The organism is Methanoregula sp. (assembly GCF_049690535.1).
Classification (GTDB): Archaea; Halobacteriota; Methanomicrobia; order Methanomicrobiales; family Methanospirillaceae; genus Methanoregula.
The window spans coordinates 1-20,316 of record NZ_JBAVMX010000028.1 but is presented as its reverse complement, the minus strand read 5'-3'; the positions used below and the strand labels follow the sequence as shown (position 1 = coordinate 20,316).

At 52.8% G+C, this 20,316-nt stretch carries 14 protein-coding genes and 1 pseudogene; 7 read left to right on the top strand and 8 right to left on the bottom strand.

Annotated features, from left to right (window positions below; genetic code table 11):
- The first annotated feature begins 77 nt into the window (after positions 1–77).
- Both WCE46_RS02170 and WCE46_RS02165 read left to right on the top strand, forming a co-directional pair.
- Positions 78–749, top strand: coding sequence for a DUF4013 domain-containing protein (locus WCE46_RS02170; protein WP_424732062.1), 672 nt, complete (start codon positions 78–80; stop codon positions 747–749).
- Positions 750–863: 114 nt separating this feature from the next.
- Positions 864–1,637: a DUF4013 domain-containing protein gene (locus WCE46_RS02165; RefSeq protein ID WP_424732061.1), complete on the top strand. Its 774-nt coding sequence runs from the start codon at positions 864–866 to the stop codon at positions 1,635–1,637.
- A gap of 317 nt (positions 1,638–1,954) precedes the next feature.
- On the opposite strand, the gene WCE46_RS02160 is transcribed toward WCE46_RS02165, so the two are convergent.
- Positions 1,955–2,218, bottom strand: a complete 264-nt coding sequence (locus WCE46_RS02160) for a UPF0147 family protein (protein WP_424732060.1) — start codon at positions 2,216–2,218, stop codon at positions 1,955–1,957.
- Positions 2,219–2,297: 79 nt separating this feature from the next.
- Between WCE46_RS02160 and WCE46_RS02155 the strand changes: the two genes are divergently transcribed.
- Entirely contained in the window at positions 2,298–2,723 is a 426-nt protein-coding gene (locus WCE46_RS02155; RefSeq protein WP_424732059.1) for an Sjogren's syndrome/scleroderma autoantigen 1 family protein, read from the top strand.
- A gap of 373 nt (positions 2,724–3,096) precedes the next feature.
- Here WCE46_RS02155 and WCE46_RS02150 read toward each other — a convergent pair whose 3' ends face one another.
- Both WCE46_RS02150 and glyS read right to left on the bottom strand, forming a co-directional pair.
- Positions 3,097–5,334 (bottom strand): DEAD/DEAH box helicase, encoded by a 2,238-nt coding sequence (locus tag WCE46_RS02150; protein ID WP_424732058.1) that lies wholly within the window; start codon positions 5,332–5,334, stop codon positions 3,097–3,099.
- A 288-nt stretch (positions 5,335–5,622) separates the two neighbouring features.
- Entirely contained in the window at positions 5,623–7,344 is a 1,722-nt protein-coding gene (glyS, locus tag WCE46_RS02145) for a glycine--tRNA ligase (RefSeq protein ID WP_424732057.1), read from the bottom strand.
- A gap of 295 nt (positions 7,345–7,639) precedes the next feature.
- Here glyS and WCE46_RS02140 point away from each other — a divergent pair, with 295 nt between their 5' ends.
- The 3 genes from WCE46_RS02140 to WCE46_RS02130 all read left to right on the top strand — a co-directional run bounded on the left by WCE46_RS02140 (position 7,640) and on the right by WCE46_RS02130 (position 10,729).
- Positions 7,640–8,248, top strand: coding sequence for a response regulator receiver protein (locus tag WCE46_RS02140; protein ID WP_424732056.1), 609 nt, complete (start codon positions 7,640–7,642; stop codon positions 8,246–8,248).
- Between the two features lie 188 nt (positions 8,249–8,436).
- Entirely contained in the window at positions 8,437–9,105 is a 669-nt protein-coding gene (locus tag WCE46_RS02135; protein WP_424732055.1) for a metal-dependent hydrolase, read from the top strand.
- Positions 9,106–9,235: 130 nt separating this feature from the next.
- Positions 9,236–10,729 carry an RNB domain-containing ribonuclease gene (locus WCE46_RS02130; protein ID WP_424732054.1) on the top strand — a complete coding sequence of 498 codons (1,494 nt, stop codon included), beginning with the start codon at positions 9,236–9,238 and terminating at the stop codon, positions 10,727–10,729.
- A 97-nt stretch (positions 10,730–10,826) separates the two neighbouring features.
- Here the strand turns inward: WCE46_RS02130 and WCE46_RS02125 are convergent, their stop codons facing one another.
- Together WCE46_RS02125 and WCE46_RS02120 are read right to left on the bottom strand one after the other, a co-directional pair.
- Complete coding sequence (locus tag WCE46_RS02125) at positions 10,827–12,410, bottom strand: PKD domain-containing protein (protein WP_424732053.1); 1,584 nt, start codon at positions 12,408–12,410, stop codon at positions 10,827–10,829.
- A gap of 292 nt (positions 12,411–12,702) precedes the next feature.
- The gene (locus WCE46_RS02120) at positions 12,703–13,494 is read right to left on the bottom strand and encodes a hypothetical protein (RefSeq protein WP_424732052.1); all 792 of its coding nucleotides are present in this window, start codon (positions 13,492–13,494) and stop codon (positions 12,703–12,705) included.
- 43 nt (positions 13,495–13,537) lie between these two features.
- Here WCE46_RS02120 and metG point away from each other — a divergent pair, with 43 nt between their 5' ends.
- Positions 13,538–15,526, top strand: coding sequence for a methionine--tRNA ligase (metG, locus tag WCE46_RS02115; RefSeq protein WP_424732051.1), 1,989 nt, complete (start codon positions 13,538–13,540; stop codon positions 15,524–15,526).
- Positions 15,527–15,842: 316 nt separating this feature from the next.
- Here metG and WCE46_RS02110 read toward each other — a convergent pair whose 3' ends face one another.
- The 3 genes and pseudogenes from WCE46_RS02110 to WCE46_RS02100 form a co-directional block, all read right to left on the bottom strand.
- Positions 15,843–17,996 carry a PAS domain-containing protein gene (locus WCE46_RS02110; protein ID WP_424732050.1) on the bottom strand — a complete coding sequence of 718 codons (2,154 nt, stop codon included), beginning with the start codon at positions 17,994–17,996 and terminating at the stop codon, positions 15,843–15,845.
- 259 nt (positions 17,997–18,255) lie between these two features.
- The gene (gene ilvD / locus WCE46_RS02105; RefSeq protein ID WP_424732049.1) at positions 18,256–19,899 is read right to left on the bottom strand and encodes a dihydroxy-acid dehydratase; all 1,644 of its coding nucleotides are present in this window, start codon (positions 19,897–19,899) and stop codon (positions 18,256–18,258) included.
- 187 nt (positions 19,900–20,086) lie between these two features.
- A pseudogene (locus tag WCE46_RS02100) lies at positions 20,087–20,316 on the bottom strand (S-layer protein); the annotation flags it as partial.

The window sequence follows — 20,316 nt, the reverse complement described above, 5'->3', positions numbered from 1 at the left end:
CTATCGTTTGTAGGTATTGACAGTTATGGACGATGCGCAACTGCATCGTTGTGGTGAATGAAATGGATTACTGAACCATGATCGGGGACTCTTTTACCTATGTAAAAGAGGGTATAATCGACAAGGTGAACACGTGGCTGCTCCTGATGATCGGGACGCTCATCCTGACAATCCCCCTGATGGGATATGTCATGAATGTATACCGGGGAACAAAACCCGCTCCTGAAGTGGCCGGGTGGGCCAAACTCTTTGTTGACGGTATCCTTCTCTTTATTGTCAGTATTATCTACGCAATTCCTGTTATCATATTAGAGTTCCTTGTTATCGGCGCAACTTTTGCGACAACGCTGGAAAGCAACCCGACCGCAGTGATGACCAGCCTTGCAGGTGCGGGAATCCTTGCGGTTGTCATGATCATCGTTGCCATCGCCATTGCCATTGTCTCACCCATCGGGATTATCCGGTTTGCACGCACCGGGAACCTTGGTGATGCTTTTAATTTCGGTGAAATCATTGCCACGATAAAAAAGATCGGCTGGCTCTCCTATATCCTTGCACTTATTGTCATTGCTGTTGTCATCGGGATCCCGTTCCTCATCCTCTGGTTTATTCTCATGGCACTGGCACTTGCCCTCTCGCTTGTCGGCCTGGTTATTGCAGGGATCATCCTGCTCATGGTCCTTCCCGTCCTCGCGGTTTTCGAGGCACGGTACCTTACCCTGGTGTATGAGAGTGCCGGTACCGCATAATTTTTTTTGATTGTTTACGGGATGGATTCGAAATCTGTTTCCCGTTTCTGTCTTTTTAAAAGATATTCTTTTATCGTTGACGTTCCAACGGTAGAAGATTACATGGTGACTGGTATGAGTTTTGGTACAATGCTTGATGATGCATTCTCCTATGCAAAGGAGGGGGTATGGGGAAAATGGAAGAACTGGCTGCTCCTGATGGCAAACCTGATTATTTTTCCCCTGATCCTCGGATACATCGTACGGATTTACCGTGGTGAAAAACCGGCTCCCCGGCTCGAACAATGGGGGGCCATGTTTATCGACGGGCTCAAACTGCTTGTCGTAAGCCTGATCTATGCGTTGCCGGTAATCCTGCTTGTCGTTGCCGCGTTCCTGCCGCTCGTCTCGACATTCATCTCCTCTGGTGCACTCTCCGTGAACTTTGCTGCAATGTCTGAAATCCAGATGGACCAGTGGATGACGGCCCACCCCGCGATACTTTCAGCGCTCGGGACGATGTTCATTGTCCTGCTCGTTGCGGTCATCGTCGCGATTATTATCTCGATCTTCTCGTTCATCGGCACGATCCGGTTTGCCCGGACCGGGAAGATTGGTGAGGGGTTCAACTTCTCAGAAATCCTCGCACAGATTGGCAGGATCGGCTGGCTCACCTACATCGCGGCGCTCGTCATCATCGGAGTTATCGGTTTTGTTTTCTGGGTACTGCTTCACATCTTCTCGTTTATCCCGGTGGTTGGCGAGATTGTGTTCCTTATCGTTGCCATCGTTGTTTACCCCCCGTTTGTCCTGTTTGTGAGCCGGTATGCGGCGCTCGTCTATGAGTGTGGCGAACCTGCACCAGCACCGGTCCCGGCAGCGCAGGAAACTGCGCCTGGCAACCCATAATTTTTTTTAGATAAACTGTTCATTTAACGCCGGATTCTCTCTTCCCGTTGGCTGCATCTTCACACGGTCACCAGTTCTGGGTCGGGCGTAACATAGTACCTCCACGGTAGTTCCCTGAAATGAGATGCGGCGGGTATCCCCGAAGGTGAAGTTTGTATACTTTTTTAATGCGCATTCCGGCATCGCAATTTTTGCGCTTTTTACCTCTGTCAGGTGGCCCTTGATTAAAGCGTTACCCTGGCATGATGCCGCGTGAGAAAATGAGAACTGGAATAAAAAAAATTGTATACGACCAAGATGAAAAGAGTACAAACAGCCTAGTCGAGCGGGATCGTCTCTAACTGGGAGACCAGTTCCCAGATCCGTGTCCGTGCGTGAATAGGCATGTTGGGATCATTTGAGATTTCATCAATTTTTGAGATTGCTTCCGCAGCGCGCAGGCCCATGGCCTTGTTACTGTTGGTAAGCAGCGTCCGGGTCTCGTCAGCAACGCGCCGGATATTTCTGGGAATTGTGCTGTCCTCCTGGATGTGCTGCAGCATCAGGATACAGTTTTCCATGGTTTTTTCTGGATTCGGCATGGTATCACCTACCGTGTACCTGTAGTTAATACGTATAACTCGCATATATAGTTTGGATATTGACCAGACGGTGAGTGTAATGGACGGGAGAAGAGACGATGAAATCATGGCCGAGTACCTCCTCAAAGGGGGAAAGATGCTCGAAAAGACCTGCCCCACCTGCGGGTGCCCGATGTTCGAGTACAAGAAAAAGACGTTCTGCGTGGTCTGTGCCGAGAAGAAGCCTGCGGCACAATCCGCGAAGAACACAAGCGCCCCTGCAGCGCCGGCAGCAGCGGCCCATTCCCGCGAACACGATGCAGGCTGCACCTGCGGCGAGGATCACGATGCTGAGCCCTGCTCGTGTGAAGATGGAGACGGGGGCATGCTTGCTGAAGAGATTGCAATGACGATCCATGCGCTCTGCGAACGGATCAACAACGAAAAAGACCCCGGCCATGTCCTGACGCTTATGACCGCGGTGAAGACCGGGACCGAAGCGATTGAAGTTTTGTGCCGGTTGTAAGCAGATCATTTTTAAAACACTCTTTTTCTTTTAACCGATGTTCCGAGATCCGATTTTTTACTCCGCGAGTGCAAGCCCTGCCGGTCTGTAGCACATCAGCCTAGTGCAATGGGGTACCGGCACTAGCATGGTCCATTCAGGATGGTAGATATGACAAATCCAAAATACGAGGGCGCCCTGCCACAAGGCCCCACTCGTGGCATGGCGGGGCAGATTACCCGATTGGGGATTTGAGAGGAAATGTAATTGAGGCCACAGCGGGGGCGCCTGATCGAGGGCGGCGGCAGGGCATCGCAATTTGCATCGGATTTCCAAAAAAAAACGGGAAATTTATTTCTTCTTCATGGGAGGGGAGCCATCACCTGGCCCGACATCACTCGTACTTTCTCCGGCACAGCTCAAAGATCTTCCCGCCCGTCTTCTCCCCGATTCCCTTTACCGCGACAAGTTCCTCCAGCGTGGCATTTGCAATGCCCTGGATGGAGCCAAAATGCGCTAGGAGAAGCCGGGCATTTTTCATGCCGATGTCGGGGAAAGCAGAGACAATATACTCCTGCTCATCTTTTGCAGAGCTAAACGACTTGTGGGGATGGTACTTGCGCTCCCCCCTTTCCCCCTCTTCGCGTCGTGCGATCACAAAGAGCATCTGGGCGGTGTCCTGCTCATCCCTCGTGAAGAGAAGTGTGATACCCATGTCGACCGTGAGTGCGGCAAGTATTCCCCGGAGAGCGTTCGGGTTCATGTCCCGCTGGGTATAGATATCGCCACCTTCAACCACGAGGATGGGCCGGGGCACTGCATCGGCAAGCGCCTTTGCCTGCCCGAGCAAGTCGCGGTTGATGAGGGTGTCGACAAAGTCCCGTGCGGTCTTGCGCTCGACAAGGATACGGTCGCCGATTGCGTAATCTCCCTGCGGCAGGCGTTCGAGCCGGATTGCCGCACCCAGTTCAGATAATATCTCGACCACTTTTGAGGAGGTCTCGCGGTCATCGATGCGGATAGACGGGCCCTGCGGGGTAAACTCTTCGATGAGCGCCTGTTCGGCCTCAACTGGCTTTGGAGGCGGGACCGGGTGGCCGCCCATCTGGTGCATGCTCTTTTGCATCCGGAGTTCCTTTGACTGGCTCACGTACCGGAACACCTCGTCGGATGTGCCCTTTGTCACGAGCACGACGACCCTCCCTGCAGCAGATCGCCCGGTACGTCCTTTGCGCTGGATGGACCGGATCTCGGATGGAACTGCCTCGTAGAAGATCACCATGTCGGTCGAGGGGACGTCAAGGCCTTCCTCTCCGACTGATGTTGCGACAAGCACCTTAAATTCGCCTTCCCGGAATCGGGTGAGGGCTGCGATCTGTTTCTTCTGCGAGAGTCCTTTTTCCGCATCTTTTGTTGCCTGGCCCACGAACCGCTCGCACGCGATCCCGTTTTTGGAAAGATAGTCCACAAGGAGCTGCACGGTATCCCGGTACGTGGCAAAGATGATGATCCGGCTGTCGGGGTGCGTTTCGATCTGCTCCCGGATAAGGCCGAGGACAATTGCAGGTTTGGGGTGCAGCTCGGCGATCCAGCCAAGCGTCTGGTTAAAGAGCCCGCGAAAGACCGGATCCTTACTCAGCCGCTGGCTCGCTTTGCTGCCCCCCGCATTCATCCCTTCGGCAACCAGTTTTGCGACATAGCCCTTGAACACTTCGCTCCCCTGCGATTCGGCAAGGGTCACGGCATGTTTGAGTTTCATACACTCCGCGTAGACTGAGGCCGCCGAGTATCCCGCCGGGTCCCGGTTCTGGATCCTCTGCTGGATCTGGGCGTTGATGCCGTTGAGTTCCTTCATCGAAAGCCGTTCCCTTTTTGGGACGGTAAAGCCAAGCGAGGCAAGGAGCGCGAGACGGTCGTCAATCAAGGTGTGAATCGCGTGAATGGCCTGTTTTAGTTCCCCGGGGAGATCGATCTGATGTACCTCGACCTCGCGCTCGTGGACATAGGGCCTGACATCGGGGTCGTTTTCGGTCCGGTTCTCGATCTGTACGATGCCAAGGTTTGCGCAGATGTCCTGCACCTTCTCATCGGCACTTCCGGGCGATGCAGTCATGGCAAGGATCAGGGGCTTGTCGGCAGTGTCGTGATACCGCCGGGCGAGAAACACGTACGCGTAGTTTCCCACTGCCCGGTGACACTCATCGACAATCATAAGGGTCACATCCTGTAAGGAATAACGCCCTGCGATGAGATCATTTTTTATTACCTGCGGTGTCGCGAAGATTATCTGCGCCCGCTCCCAGTCGGCAGTGCGCTCCGCTGGTGGGGCTTCCCCGGTAAACATCGCAAATGGGGACACATCTGGACCGGCCGGGCTCGTTGCAACCAGGAACTTCTCGAAAAATCTGAGGTGCTGTTCCACGAGCGGCTTAGTCGGGGCAAGCATCAGCACCCGGCCCTTTTCATTGTAGAGCCGGGATGCAGCAACGATCAGAGCAACCGCGGTCTTCCCAAGGCCGGTTGGGAGGATAACCATCGTATTTGCATCCAGCGCCTTCATTGCGATCGCGAGTTGGTACTCACGCGACTCTATGCTTTCGGGCCGAATGAGAGGATGGCTGATGCAGGTCATGTAATTGTGAAATATTTAGCGGGCTGGGGTAATATAGGAAATTGTGCGAAGAAGAAGAGAGTTAAAAGGGAGATCTTTCTCTCTCCACACTCTAATCCTAACGAGGTCTCCCCACCTCAGGGCCGCTCCGCGGTACAGCGGGGCAAATTACCTGATCTAGGAAAAAGGTAATTGAAGCCGCCGCGAGGCGCCCGGTCGAGGGCGGCGGCAGGCATCGCAAATGGAGGATAGGGAGCATCAGTTCCCATCAGGGATTCATATGTAAAAAGGGAAAAAAGGAATACAACTTCACTCAAGCGCCGCAAACTTCAGGTTCCCGTTGACAAGATTTTGTATGATTTCGGGGAGTTTATCGATGGCGATCCGCACCTGCTTCATGCTGTCCCGGTCCCTGATCGTAACCGTATGCGTCTCCTTTGATTCGTAATCGACCGTGATCGCAAACGGTGTGCCGATCTCGTCCTGGCGGCGGTACCGGCGGCCGATGGCACCGGAGTCGTCGTACTCTGCGAGGATGCCACGCTTCTGGAGCGTGGTCGTGATCTCTTCTGAAAGCGTGTCAAGCCCGTCACGGGTCATGAGCGGGAAGACTGCGACATGCACAGGAGCGACCTGCGGGGAGAGCCGGAGAACAACGCGTTTCTCGCCGTCCGCTGTATCCTCGTCGTACGCCTGTTCGAGCACGGCATAGCACATACGGTCGATCCCGTACGAGGGCTCGATCACGTGGGGCACGACCTCTTCGCCCCGTACATCCACGACTTCGTCCCGGATCTCGAACAGCTCAGCGGGGATGTGGATCGTTTCGCCATCTACCATGACATCCGCGCCATCAGCGGTCGGCGTTGAAGTCTCAAGGGCAGCAAAGATCGCCTTCGCCTTCTGCCGATACTGCTTGCCAAGCACCCCCATGTTCGGGATGATGCGCCGGCGTTCCACCTTCTTTGGCGTATCGTACTGGATAAAGACCTTCATGGCTGTGCCGCTCTGCTTTGCGTGGGCATTGAGATCGTAATTTGTCCGGTCGGCAATCCCGACGGTCTCGACCCAGCCGAAACGCTCCGAGTACACCTCGGCGTCCCAGCAGTCTGTCGCGTAATGCGCCCGCTCGTCGGGAAGGTGCTGGCGGAAGCGGAGCCGGTCCGGCCGGATCCCGACGGTGACCAGCAGTTCGTGGGTGAGGGCAACGTAATAGGCGACGTACTCGTTTGCTATGATGCCTTTATCCACGGCTTCTCTCATCGACATCTCGACCGCAGGTTCGCACTTCTGCTGGTGGACGTAGGTGAGAAGGGGCATCCGGTAATTGGTGTATCTCTTAAAGGCCGGGTGATGGTTCTTCTCGTTCGGGTGGACAAATATCTCAGCCTCCGCCTGTGTGAACTCCCTGAGGCGGATCATGCCCTGCCGGGGCGAGATTTCGTTCCGGTAGGACTTGCCGATCTGCACCGCGCCAAAAGGCAGCTTATCCCGGTAGAACCGGAGCAGACGGGCAAAGTCCACGAACATGCCCTGCGCCGTTTCCGGACGCAGGTAGCCGACCCTCTGGGACCCGGGGCCAATAGAGGTCTGGAACATCAGGTTGAAGTTGTAGACATCGACGTTGCCGAGCACTTCCTCACAGGCAGGGCACTTGCAGGTGGCGATTGCAGCGGCAAGGGTCTCGTTATCCATTGTCGCTGCCCCGCACACCCCTCCGCCATCGGCGACGTGGTCGGCTCGCAGGTATTCCTTGCAGTGCGGGCACTGGCACATCTTGTCGGAGAATCCTTTCACATGCCCGGACGCGATAAAGACCGCTTCCTGTGCGATCGTCGGGCTTTCGATCTCGTAATAACCTTCCTGGACAACGTAAAAATGCCGCCAGATATTCTCGATCCGCCGCTTCATCATCGCGCCGAGCGGGCCGTAATCGATAAAACCGGCCACTGCGCCGTAACATTCCGATGTGGGCCAGATAAAACCCCGGCGTTTCGCCAGATCCATTACATTCTCAAAAACATCGCTCATCTGGGATCCCTGGTACTTCGTTTCTTCTCTTATACAGTTACACGACTCCTGACAAAAAGGCTCGTGTCCGGGTGATTGTATCTGTCTGCTACAAACCATGTCAATGGTGCGCGAAGGTATCGATCGATTACCCCAGATATATGGACCCGGGTGCGGGTCTCATCGCTCAAAAATACCAGCCGTCGCGATGTGCGATCCAGAGCCAAATAAAAGGCTTTTGGTCAAAAGAACAGTAAAGATAGGATTAAATAGTTGACGAAGTATTCTATATCCTAATCCCAAGACGGGGTATGCAATGACGGAAGACAAACGGAAAACACAGCTGCTGGAACTTTTCAGCACCATGTCCGGCAAGACAAAAATTGTCGAGCCGATGAAAAACATTCATGGCACCCTCAGGGACAGCGATGCAATTGAACGCGAGGTCGCGCTGGTGATGCGGGAGATCATCGAGCAGGGAATATTCAAGACTTCGCTCAAGCCGATCCAGCTCGCCAAGCTTGTTACTTCGTTTTATGCGGGAAAGAACGATACCGAGATCGCACGCGAACTCGGCGATGAGAAACTCAGTAAGACGGTCGCCCGGGCACGCGTCAGGCTCAAGCTCTTCAGGGAACTTGATTTCAGGATGCCGTTTGACAAGGCAAAGATGGAAGAACTCATCGAATCGGGAAAAACGATGAAAGAGGTTTCCGATGAGCTCGGTGTCAGTCCGTCCACCATGCGCGAATACCGGCATGTGATTGAGGAACAGGAAGACCCGACCATCGATCCGTATATCTGCCGGATCCGGGACGTGATGGAAGATCGCGATCTCTCCGAGCAGATGACACGGAGCGCGACGACCGACAATCTTGGTGAATCCATCGATATTACCGAAGCAGAACTCATTGACGTGACGTAACCGGTCTTTTCCCGTCACGTAAAAACTTTTTTACAAGGTTCTTGGGACATTCCAACACCGTCGTAAATTGCACTCCATTTACGCTGGTGCATCATGGGAGAATATGGTCTACCCCGATCGGTACGATTGCCTGCGTACCTTTCGTTCCTGCATAAAAAATTTCATCCCACGGCGCCTATTCTGCATACATGCACTGTACCTGGCTTGGCCATTCCTGCGTTCTGTTGAGGGGCACAAAAAAAGTTATCATCGATCCCTTCGTGCCGGAGAGCAGCGTCGCATCCATGAACCCTGATATCGTTGCGGTCACTCATGGGCATCACGATCATCTCGGCGAGGTAATTGCGCTCAAAAAACCCGTAGTTGCCATCAGCGAGATTGCCCGTTATCTCAAGGGGCAGGGCGTCCCCGCTGAGGGAATGAACATCGGCGGGACTATCACGCTTGACGGCGTTTCCTTTACCATGACCCCGGCGGTGCATTCGGCAGGGATCGACTCGGCAGCAGGGAGCCTCCCCGGTGGGGCGGCAGCGGGTTACGTTATCCGAATGGACGGTGTTTCGGTGTACCATGCAGGTGACACCGCGCTTTTCTCGGATATGAAACTGATCGGGGATCTGTACCACCCGGATATCGCATTCCTCCCGATCGGCGGGCGATACACAATGGGAACGCGGGAGGCGATGATGGCGGCAAACTTTATCGGGGCAAAGACCGTGATCCCGATTCACTACAACACCTGGGATCCGATTGCCGCAGACCCGGTACCATTCAAGATCGCTCTTGAGCGGACAACAGATCTTATGGTGAAGATCCTCAAACCCGGAGAGAGTATTGAGGTCTCCCCTTCATCATAAACGATCAACCAGAAAAGAATGGCCAATCCCGTTTTCAGGGGGGATTATCTATACAGGTGCCGTTATACCGTCAAGCCGGTATGGTTCCAGAAGCATTTATTCGCCCAAAAGAAAACTACACACTGTTACAATGAAAGATCACCGCCCGCCTCACCACGATATCGATCTCAAAACCATCGCATGGCATGCGATGGAAAAATATGGTTTTGAACCCCGGTTCCCCCCGCATGTGATTGATGATGTCAACGCGATGCACGAACGGGTCTTTTCTGACATTCAGGAAGACACGCACGACCTCCGCACGCTCATGTGGTCGTCGATCGACAATTATGATTCACAAGATCTCGACCAGCTGGAGTACTGCGAGCGTAAACCTGACGGAACGATCCGGGTCCGGGTCGCCATAGCAGATGTCGATTCGTACGTGCACAAAAGTTCACCCACTGATGAATATGCGGCCCACAACGGGACTTCGGTCTATACCGGTATCCTCACATTTCCCATGCTGCCCGAACGGCTTTCGTACGGGATCACGTCCCTGCTGCAGGGAAAAGACCGGATGGCTGTCATCATTGAGTTTGCCGTCCAGCCTGACGGAAGTTTTATTCCCGGTGAAGTGTACCGGGCGCTCGTTTCTAATAAGGCAAAACTTGTGTACAATGATATTGGCAACTGGCTGGAGGGAAAAGGCCCCCTGCCGGAGGGTGTGCGGAAGGTAGCCGGTCTCGAAGAACAACTCCATCTCCAGAATGATGCGGCTCAACTCCTGCGAAAATACCGGCGTGACCAGGGCGCGCTCGAACTGGATACCATGGAAGCTGAAGTTGTCATGGAAAATGGCGAGGCAAAAGGACTTGTCACGGTGACAGCGAACCCGGCCCGGGCCCTGATTGAGGAATTTATGGTTGCAGCAAACGGTACGATGGTCACCCGGCTGGGAGCTGCCGGTGTGCCCATGATTCAGAGAGTCGTAAAGACACCTAGGAACTGGGCTGGAATTATACTTGTCGCTGCCACCCTTGGGGAAACCCTGCCTGAGAAACCGGATGCAAAGGCGCTGTCAAAGTTCCTCCTCAAAGAAAAGGTTGCCGATCCTCTCCGTTTTCCCGACCTGTCCCTTGCTGTGGTAAAACTGTTGGGGCCCGGCGAGTACACGATGCTTGAACCCGGGGCCACGCCGACCGGTCACTTTGCTCTTGCTGTCATCGACTATACCCATGCGACGGCGCCGAACCGGCGCTACGTGGATATTATCAACCAGCGGTTGATCAAGGCGATCCTGACGGGAAAACCCAGCCCCTATTCCCCGTCGGATCTATCAGACCTGGCCATGTGGCTGACCGACCGGGAGAAGGCGTCAAAGAAGGTCAAACGGTTCATGAGAAAATCCGTTGCTGCCATGCTCCTTCAGGACAGCATCGGCAAAACCTTTGATGCCCTTGTTACTGGTGCTGCAGATAAAGGAACCTATGTCAGGCTCCTTGTACCTCCGGCCGAAGGCCGGGTCATAAAGGGTGAACGCGGGCTTCTCGTCGGCCAGAAAGTGCGTGTCCGGCTTGTAAAGACAGATCCATACAACGGATTTATCGATTTCGAGTGTATCGGTCGGGAAAAAATGGAATAAGTGCCCGGCACTTCTCTTGGCCGTATTCCGGCAGGGCCGGTGGACACCACCTCTTTTTGTAAAAAAATATTCAGAAATCTCTAAAAAAATTAGTCTTTTACAGATCCCCGCCACGCGACCGTCTTCTGCCGCCGGATCGTCCTCCTGCATAAAGGAAAAGTGCAATGACAACCAGTGCCAGAACCACGACACCTATGAGAGGCAGCTCCCACGAAGGCGTCCCTTCACCTGCTGCCGCTGGTGTCACGGCTTCGGACTGAGTCCCTGTCGGGTTTGCGGCAGAAGTACTCATGGTTGGGGAGGCAGTTGCGATGATCTGCGTCGGTGCCGCTGTAATGATAGGTGCAAAAATCGTGATATACCCCGGCATGGTGGAGGTGTTGTGACCTCCTGTGTTTACTGCGGTAAGGCTGACTGCATAAGTGCCGGCAGTTGTGTAGGTATACGCGGGGTTCTCTTCGGTACTCTGTGACCCGTCACCAAACGACCACTGCCATCCGGTCGGGGAATTACCTGAAGTGTCCGTGAACTGGACGGTAAGCGGAGCGGTTCCCGATTGTATGTCCGCAGTAAACGAAGTAATGGGTGAAGTTGCACTATTCGTTACCGTGATATATCCCGGCATAGTGGTGGTGTTGCTGCCTGCGGTGTTTGAAACACCCAGTGAGACCGCATACGTTCCAACCGAGTTGAAGGCGTACACCGGATTCTGGCTCGTGGAGACACCGCCGTCACCAAATGTCCAGTACCATCCGGTCGGGGTGTTTGTTGAAGTGTCGGTAAACTGGACAGTCAGGGGTTTTGCTCCCGAGGTCACGTTTGCAGTAAACGATGACACGGGGACGGCCGCGACCACGGTGATGTAGTTGGTCTGGGAAACTGTGTTGCTGCCAGCAGAGTTGGTGGCAGTCAGGGTGACCGTATAGGTACCGGCGGTTGTGTAGGTATGCGTCGGGTTCTGGAGCGAGGAGGTACTGCCATCTCCAAATGACCATGTCCATGCGTTTGGGGAGTTACTCGAAGCATCCACGAACTGGACATTCAGGGGTGCATATCCTGAAGTTACTGTTGATTTGAACAACGGACCGGGGGCGTCTGTCACCAAATTTGCAGTGATATAATTTGTCTGGGAAATAGTATTACTGCCAGCAGAGTTGGTGGCAGTCAGGGTGACCGTATAGGTACCGGCAGTTGTGTAAGTATGTACCGGGTTTGAAATTGTAGAGCTCCCGCCATCTCCGAATGACCATACCCATGCAATCGGGGAGTTGTTGGATGAATCCAGGAATTGCACTGAAAGTGGCACGGATCCCGAAGTTACATTGGTAACAAATGACGCAGCAGGAACTGATGAAGCTTTTGTTACCGTAATATACCCCATTTTGGTGAGCGTGTCGCTGCCTGCGGTGTTTGTCGCGATGAAAGTAACGGTATAGGTGCCTTCAGCAGTGTATGTATGTGTCGGATTCTGGCTGGTGGAGATACCGCCGTCTCCAAAAAGCCATGTCCACGACGTCGGAGAATTAATGGATGAGTCGATGAACTGCACCGAGAGCGGGGTGGTTCCTGAGGAGACATTCGATATGAATGATGCCACCGGTTTATCCGCACAGACCGGGCTTACAAGAAATCCAGCAAGGATAAGGATGAGGAAGCCCAAAAACACGGGTGTCGTTTTCATGCCGGACCGCCCGATACTTTTTTTCCCGTAAAGACCATGAGATCGGAGAGCTGCATATATTTTCCTCTCTTTTAATGTAACATTGCTCTTACCGGTTGTTATTAATGTTTGTTTTGGGTTCACGTATGTACTTCCATAAAAGAGGGAGATCTCGCAGAGAAATGAGAGAATCGCGGGATGCAGGGTGTGTGACGGGGGGCTCACATGATGGCTTCTTTTGGAGTATACGGGAAATCTTTCGGTGTCCTTCCGGCAGGAGGACCCGGTCTGGTTACCCCGGTATCGATGTACCTTATTTCCTGTATATCGCCGTCTTCACGAGATTTTCCCAGTACGTTTCGCACGCATCAGTGCAGTACCCCCCGGCCATAACCTGATCCGGGTCAAGGTGGGATAATGCGAGCGAGACCGCCTCATCGTTCGGGTCCATTACGACCAGCTGGTGGAGATCGTATTCGTTTGAAAGATCAAAAACGGTATCAAGCATTTTTTTATTCACCGCAACCCTGCGCTGGTACTCCATGAGGATCCGGAGACTCTCCTCATCCGGTTCGGTCGGAAAAAAGAACACATTATCCCGGGCAAGGAGTGCAATCTCGGCCTCGTTCATCTTCCCGCAAAGGATCACGTGCCCCCCGATCCCTGCGTCACGCATTGCCCGCATGATCGTGCGGTAAGCCCCGGCAAGCGCATCGTTCCATTCGTCTTCATCGTGATAGTACCGGTCCGTGATCCCAAGTTCGTGCGGGGCTGGGATTGCGCACCAGGTCCTTTTTTTCTGTGCTGTGATAAATCCGGCGTCCCCGCTTATCATCCCGGTTTCTGCGCCGATCTCATCAGTGACGACGTCCTCAAAAAGACCACAGAGGCTCCCACGGACCCGGTCCCGGTAGAAGAGACCGCCTGCGCAGGGCTGGGTGATGCCGGCCGCAATCTGCGGCTCAAGCGACCGGTCAAGCAGGTACGCGGTCAGATCTGCGGCAATTCCCCGATGCCCCGAGATCCATTTGGCAAGCGCGGCAACATCCGGTATCCCGGGTTCCGCACCAAACGCCCGCATCTCAAGTGGAATGAGCTTTGCCATGGTACAGGAATTATTACGTATCACATGCTAAAAAGTACCTTCAATGACAAAACCTCCGCTGCTGGTTACCTGCGGGCTCCCGTACACAAACGGGCCCTGCCACCTTGGTCATCTACGAACGTACGTCCCGGCCGACTGTTACGTCCGTTACATGCGGCGGATGGGTGAAGAAGTTGTTTTTGTCTCGGGCTCGGACAACCATGGGACACCGATCGTGGTATCGGCAGAAGAGCAGGGGGTCTCTCCCAGGGCACTTTCTGAACGGTACCATAAGCACTTCGATGAGACCTTCAAAAGAATTGGAGTAAATTTCGACTATTTCGGCATGACCGATGACCCGGTAAACCATCACCGGACGCAGGAGATTATGAGCCGTCTCGTGAAAAACGGGTATGTCTATAAGCAGATCGTTCACCAGGCGTACTGCCCGAAGTGCAGGCGTTTCCTCCCGGACCGGTATGTTGAGGGGACCTGTCCCTACTGCGGCAAGCAGGCACGGGGGGACGAATGCGATCAAGGATGCGGCAAGCATCTGGAACCGGGCGAGATCAAGGATCCGGTCTGCAAGGTCTGCGGGACAAAGGCGGAGTTCCGCGACCAGGAGCACTATTTCTTCAGGCTGTCTGCGTTCAGGGACTACCTGCTCCCCTTCCTTGACCGGCTTCATGGCACGAGCAATGCGAAGAACTATGCGATCGGCTGGATCAGGGATGAGCTGCACGACTGGTGCATCACCCGCACGCTCGAATGGGGGGTGAAGTTCCCCGGTCGCGACGATCTTGTCGTCTATGTCTGGGTCGATGCTCCGATCGGTTACATTGCATTTACTGAGGAATGGGCAGCAAAGGCCAAAAAAGACTGGAAACGGTACTGGTGCGGGGAGAACCGGGTCACGCATTTCATTGGAGGGGACATCATCTACCACCACTGCATCTTCTGGCCCGGCCTCTTAAAAGGAGCCGGGTACGGCGAACCATATGCGGTCGTTGCAAGCGGCATGGTAAAAGTTGACGATCACAAGTTCTCAAAGACCCGGGGATACGTAGTCTGGACAAACGAGGATTATCTCGACAAAGGACTCCCTGCCGATTACCTGCGTTACTACCTGCTTTCGTACACGAGCCACACAAAAGAACTCAACTTTTCGTGGAAAATTTTTGGCGAGCGGATCAACAACGAAGTCGTCAATATCCTGGGGAACTTCGTGTACCGTACGCTCTTCTTTGCACACAAGGAGTTTGGCGGGGTACCGGATGGCACGGTTGATCCGGATATTACCGCAGAAATCGACAGGTGCTTGGAAAGCGTGGACCGGCAGATGCAGGAATATGAGTTCAAGGGCGCAGTTGACACGATTATGGCGCTTGCCGCGTTCGGGAACATGTATATCCAGACCAATGCGCCGTGGAAACTGATCAAGACCGATCGTGCTGCGGCAGCGCAGATTATAAAGAACGGTCTCCAGATTGCAAAAGCCCTTGCACTGTTGATCGAGCCCGTCATGCCGGAAAAGGCACAGGCGTGCTGGGCGCAGCTTGGGTTTGACGATGCTGTGGCGACCCACCGGCTATCTGAGGCAACAGGTCCGGTTCCGGCGCGGAATATTGCAGCCCCGGCCCCGCTCTTTAGCCGGCTCGAAGAGAAACAGATCGCAGAACTGGATGCCGTGCTCCAGAAGCGCGTTTTGGAAGCGGATAAGAAAATGGAGAAGATGTCCATGATTTCGATTGACGATTTCAGTAAAGTTGAGATGAAGACCGGAAAAGTGCTTGCAGCCGATGCAATCCCCAAATCAAGCAAACTCTTAAAGATTCAGGTAGATGTAGGGGGAGAGACCCGGCAGATCGTAAGCGGCATCGCACAGTTCTACTCCCCGGATGAACTGGTGGGAAAAGATGTGGTCGTGCTTACAAACCTTGCGCCGGCAAAGATCTTCGGTGTTGAGAGTAACGGCATGATCCTTGCAGCCGGGGATGCGGCGTCGCTGCTCACTCCCCTTAAACCTGTGGAACCGGGAACAAAGATCAGATAATTTTTGATCTCTTCTCTTTATTCTGCACCGGTATTTCATATCCGATTCTCCCAAAACACGAGAATTGTTGTGAATGGGTATCGGATGCCGGGAGAGACACACCACTTTCCCGGGGTACGAACTAGCGTCCGGACTTTCGTGTGTTGTAATCTTTTTAAAAATAATGTGTCCGGGATTTGATATTTGCCCGGATACAGGATACCAGATCGTTTTATGAAGAAGAAAGAGTTGTTATTGACCTGCACTTTTTGTCATACCCTTTAAGAGGATGGATCGTCTCATTTGCTTTTAGGTAACGACCAGAACGGATACTGTGTTATCTGATTGCCGACCTGAACCGTCCTTTTGGTACTACGATTTCAAAGCGCACGCCGCTTCCCGGTTCTCCGGTTTCAGTAATAGTAATACCGGTAAAACCGAACAGTTCACGGATTAAGAAAAGGCTGACAATATTCTCGGAGCTGTATCCGAATTCAAACATTCTCTCTTTTTCATCAGTGGGTACACCATTGCTGTCGTCTTCATACACAAGTGTGAGGGATTCTCCATTGCGGCGTGCAGTTAAACGTATTTTTGAGAGTGCTGATCCACCCTGGTGGAAAGAACGGGACAGGATACTGAAAAAGATCCGGGGAAGTAATGGATCGGCAAAAATTTCGATATCTCCTACATCAGAGCTGATGTCAACGCTGTGCCCGGGCAGCATGCGGGTAGATTCGGCAAACGCCAGGTTAACAGATTGCCACGTGGGTGTGATATCTTCAGGATTCTGAAGTGTCCGCTCATACGCAATCTGATTCTTAATCGATTCCACCGACCCAATGGTCTTGTCAAAGAACATCTGCATCGCCTCATGCGTGGTCTTGAGTTGGGCCCTCTCCAGATGGGTCATGATGATAGCAAGCTGGTCGAGGATATCACTTCGGGTGATGCTGGAAATCAGGTCTTTTTTGAGAGTTATGGCCTCATCGGTTACATCTTCTACGATACCAAGTATATATCTCACAGATCTCATGGAGTCATAGATCGGCACGATGACAAGGTGAATAACACGTTCGCCGTGCGTTTCTGTTGTCACCCTCTTATATTTGATCTCCCCATGGGTTGCCAGTGCATCCATGTCCTCATTTTTTATCATGGCCGCCATTGCTGGGGAAAATATTTCCACGTCAGTTCTCCCGATGACGTCTTTTGCCGATCGCTCATAGATCTTTTCACTTGCCCGGTTCCAGAAAATATATTTGCCGGTATCCATTTTTTTAAGAAAGATTCCCACCGGCATCTGATCGATCAGGTCCCTGTGAAAGATCTCATCATCATTGAGTTTCTGGTTTGCTTCTTTGAGTGAATCCACCATCATATTGATGCTTTTTTCGAGGATTGAAAATTCCTCTGCCTGTGTGGTTCCGATACGGTGTTCAAAATCCCCGCCAGCGATAATATCTGCATCATGGGCAATCCTGGCAATCGGGAGAGTCATCCTCCGGGAGAGACCGTAGGCAAGGACACACCCGATGATGAGAGCAAGTCCGCAAAAAAGGATGTGGATGAATATAAGGCGATTAATCGTTTCCTGAAGGCGTCCTGTATCATATGTAAGTCCAACGATCCTGCTCATATCTGATCCATACTTGGGGTTTTTCAGATCGACAAACAGGTACCGGATTTCCTGGTGATTTGCCGGGTCATCTATCTGCAGGGTCTGTCGACTGGCAATTACCTGCTGGAGATACGATTCCGTAACGTTGTCCGGCAGGCTGTCACTGTTGGTTTCGTGTCCCATTGTATCGTAAACGCTGTAATTATCGATATAGGGATTCAGAGAAACAGATTCAGCAATATATTCCATGTCATCCATTTTCAGGTCGGTCTGATTGAATGAAGGACTCGTATAACCAAGCTCCATGACGTACTGGTGATCCGGAGTGGGCTCGTAGGCATATTTGCGGTACTTACCGGTGTCCAGCGTCTCATGAACAACGCGATCGGGGAAAAAACCCTGTGAAAGCCTGACGTTGGTCAGGTACGTGTAAAAATAGGGAATGGTCCGGAAATCCTCGTTCTGTTCCGGGGGATAGGTAGTGTAGACGATCACACCCGATGTGTTGATAACATAGATATCATATCCTTCACCCAGTGTCTCCTTGACCTTTGTGAGGTCCATGTCTGCCGGATTTTCACCGGAACGGTTGTATTCGGCAAAAAGTGTGTCAAACCCGCTCATCATCTGCTGGTTGAGCTGGTCGTCCATAATGGTTGTTGCCTCATCGTTCAATCGTAATGAAGCAATGATACCATCTTCAGTCTGGATCTGGAGGTGTGAAAATTCGCTATTTCTGATGTTTTTAAGGTCAATATAATCATAGGTGGTGATGAGACCAACAAGAACGATGACCAGAACAATCATGGCGATAAGAAGGGAACGGGAAAACGAGCGTTTTTTTTCAGAAGACGTTTTATCGTTTTCCAAATGTCATCACCATGAGATACTCGGTTCTGTTTTTAATTTTTAAGGGTAAATTTCACAAGCATTTGAAGAGCTCTTTGTATCTTTATCCTTTCCGGGTCAGACAGATGTTGATGTCTCTCTGCAGATTGTATAATTTTTTCGGATTGTATTTTGGAGGGGTACAGTTTTATCGGGAATACCGGTGTCAAATGTGGGGCAGGTGATTGTTTTCACGCTATACTTTCAGGGAGAGAAGCAAATAACGCTAAAAAGTTCTTGTTTACCTCTGCACAGCGCCAAGATTTGCCTGTTCTACCGTCTTTGCGTACCGGGCAAGGACCCCGGTCAGCGATTTTTTCACCGGTTTCCATGAGGCTTTCCGGGCTGCAAGTGTTTTCTTGTCAATCTGGAGATCAATTGTTTTTGTAAAGAGATCGACTGCGATACTGTCACCATCGTGTACAAACGCGATCGGTCCCCCGACAACTGCTTCCGGGGCAACATGTCCGATGCAGGGGCCCCGGGTTCCTCCTGAGAAACGCCCGTCTGTGATGAGAACAACCTTTTTGTAGCCAACACCCATCAAGGCCGATGTAGCAGAGAGCATCTCCGGCATACCCGGCGCTCCGCGGGGGCCTTCGTTCCTGATGATTACAACATCACCTTCCCTGATCTGACGGGAAAGGATCGCGGCCATTGCCGGCTCTTCACCATCGAAGACCCGTGCCGGCCCGGTGTGCTTCCACATCTCTTTTGGAACTGCCGCACATTTGACCACTGCCCCGTCAGGTGCAAGCGACCCAAAGAGAATTTTAAGACCGCCGGCAGGACTCACTGGTGTATCGGGACTTTTAATGACCTCTTCGTTTGTTATTACGGCTGCGTGTGCGATCTGGCGGATTGTCCTGCCAGAGGCTGTCGGGACGTCGTCAAGATAGTTTTCCAGGCGTTTCATCACGGCAGGAATCCCCCCGGCCCGGTACAGGGCCTGCATTGAATGGGGACCGGCAGGCTGCATGTAACAGATATGCGGGATTTCCTCGGCGATGCGATTGAAATCTGCGAGAGAAAGCGGGATTTCGGCCTCGGTCGCAATTGCCATGAGGTGAAGGACCGTGTTCGTTGAACCGCCCAGCGCCATGTCCATGCGGATCGCATTTTCAAGGCTCTTTTTGGTCACGATATCCCGCGGTGTGATCTTATTTTTTACAAGGGAAAGCACTGCCTCGCCGCTCTCCCGGGCAATCCGCATTTTTGCTGCATCGACAGCAGGGATTGCTGCGCAGCCGGGCAGGGACATCCCCATCGTCTCGGTCATGCAGGCCATCGTATTTGCCGTATAGAGTCCTTGGCAGCTGCCGCAGCCGGGCATCGCACAGCACTCAAGCACCTTTAAGGACTCCTCGCTCATGTTCCCGGCGGCAACCTTTCCGACCGCTTCAAAAACATCGATCAGCGAGAGATCTTTTCCCCCCATATTCCCGGAGAGCATCGGTCCCCCGGTCACGACAATTGTCGGGATGTTGGTCCTGACTGCCGCCATGAGCATACCGGGCACTATCTTGTCGCAGGTCCCGACGCATACGAGCCCGTCAAACTGGTGGGCCTGAACCATGAGTTCAATGGAATCGGCAATATTTTCCCGCGAGGGAAGAGAATACCGCATGCCCTCGTGCCCCATGGCAATTCCATCGCAAATGCCGATAACCCCGAATTCAAACGGCACGCCTCCCGCGGCAGCGATTCCTTCACGAACCTTGTCCGAGAGCTGCCGCAGGTGAGTATGGCCGGGAACAATCATGTTGTAGGCATTTGCTATCCCGATAAACGGAAGTGTCATCTCTTTATCGGTCAGCCCCAAAGAACGCAAAAGCGAACGATTTGGTGTCCGTTCGTATCCCATCCTGACCCTGTCACTTCGCATATGCATCATTGCCTGAAGATTACCCTGCATGCCTCATGAATCTGTTGCAGGATTGAACGGAAAATACCGTGACTCGAATAATTGCCTTGTGTCTTCATTTTCAGATCAAGTGCGAAAAGAATGGGAATTTATGTCAGATTCAAGTGATCTGAAAAGAAAAGATGGTTATCCTAAAAAAATGGGGTGATCATTTCTTCTTTCGAAGGGTATGTAAACCGTAAATACCCCCGATAATCGCGGCGACCAGGAGGGAAAGGTAGACCGGGTTAGAAACAATCCCTGCGAGGCCGGTCAGGTTTTTCACATCGATGGGGACTTTCATCGGGTCGGAGATGTAAGTATCATCGAGAGCATCGAGGTACCGGATCTCTGAATCGAGGCCGTATTCTTTGATGGTCGCATCGCTTGCCACACTGA

Excerpts from the sequence above, each read along its gene's own strand:
- WCE46_RS02170 (WP_424732062.1), top strand. The coding sequence starts at position 78 with ATGATCGGGGACTCTTTTACCTATGTAAAAGAGGGTATAATCGACAAG.
- WCE46_RS02125 (WP_424732053.1), bottom strand. The coding sequence starts at position 12,410 with ATGAAAACGACACCCGTGTTTTTGGGCTTCCTCATCCTTATCCTTGCT.
- WCE46_RS02155 (WP_424732059.1), top strand. The coding sequence starts at position 2,298 with ATGGACGGGAGAAGAGACGATGAAATCATGGCCGAGTACCTCCTCAAA.
- WCE46_RS02130 (WP_424732054.1), top strand. The coding sequence starts at position 9,236 with ATGAAAGATCACCGCCCGCCTCACCACGATATCGATCTCAAAACCATC.
- WCE46_RS02140 (WP_424732056.1), top strand. The coding sequence starts at position 7,640 with ATGACGGAAGACAAACGGAAAACACAGCTGCTGGAACTTTTCAGCACC.
- WCE46_RS02120 (WP_424732052.1), bottom strand. The coding sequence starts at position 13,494 with ATGGCAAAGCTCATTCCACTTGAGATGCGGGCGTTTGGTGCGGAACCC.
- WCE46_RS02160 (WP_424732060.1), bottom strand. The coding sequence starts at position 2,218 with ATGCCGAATCCAGAAAAAACCATGGAAAACTGTATCCTGATGCTGCAG.
- WCE46_RS02135 (WP_424732055.1), top strand. The coding sequence starts at position 8,437 with ATGCACTGTACCTGGCTTGGCCATTCCTGCGTTCTGTTGAGGGGCACA.
- glyS (WP_424732057.1), bottom strand. The coding sequence starts at position 7,344 with ATGAGCGATGTTTTTGAGAATGTAATGGATCTGGCGAAACGCCGGGGT.
- WCE46_RS02165 (WP_424732061.1), top strand. The coding sequence starts at position 864 with ATGAGTTTTGGTACAATGCTTGATGATGCATTCTCCTATGCAAAGGAG.
- WCE46_RS02150 (WP_424732058.1), bottom strand. The coding sequence starts at position 5,334 with ATGACCTGCATCAGCCATCCTCTCATTCGGCCCGAAAGCATAGAGTCG.
- ilvD (WP_424732049.1), bottom strand. The coding sequence starts at position 19,899 with ATGCGAAGTGACAGGGTCAGGATGGGATACGAACGGACACCAAATCGT.
- metG (WP_424732051.1), top strand. The coding sequence starts at position 13,538 with ATGACAAAACCTCCGCTGCTGGTTACCTGCGGGCTCCCGTACACAAAC.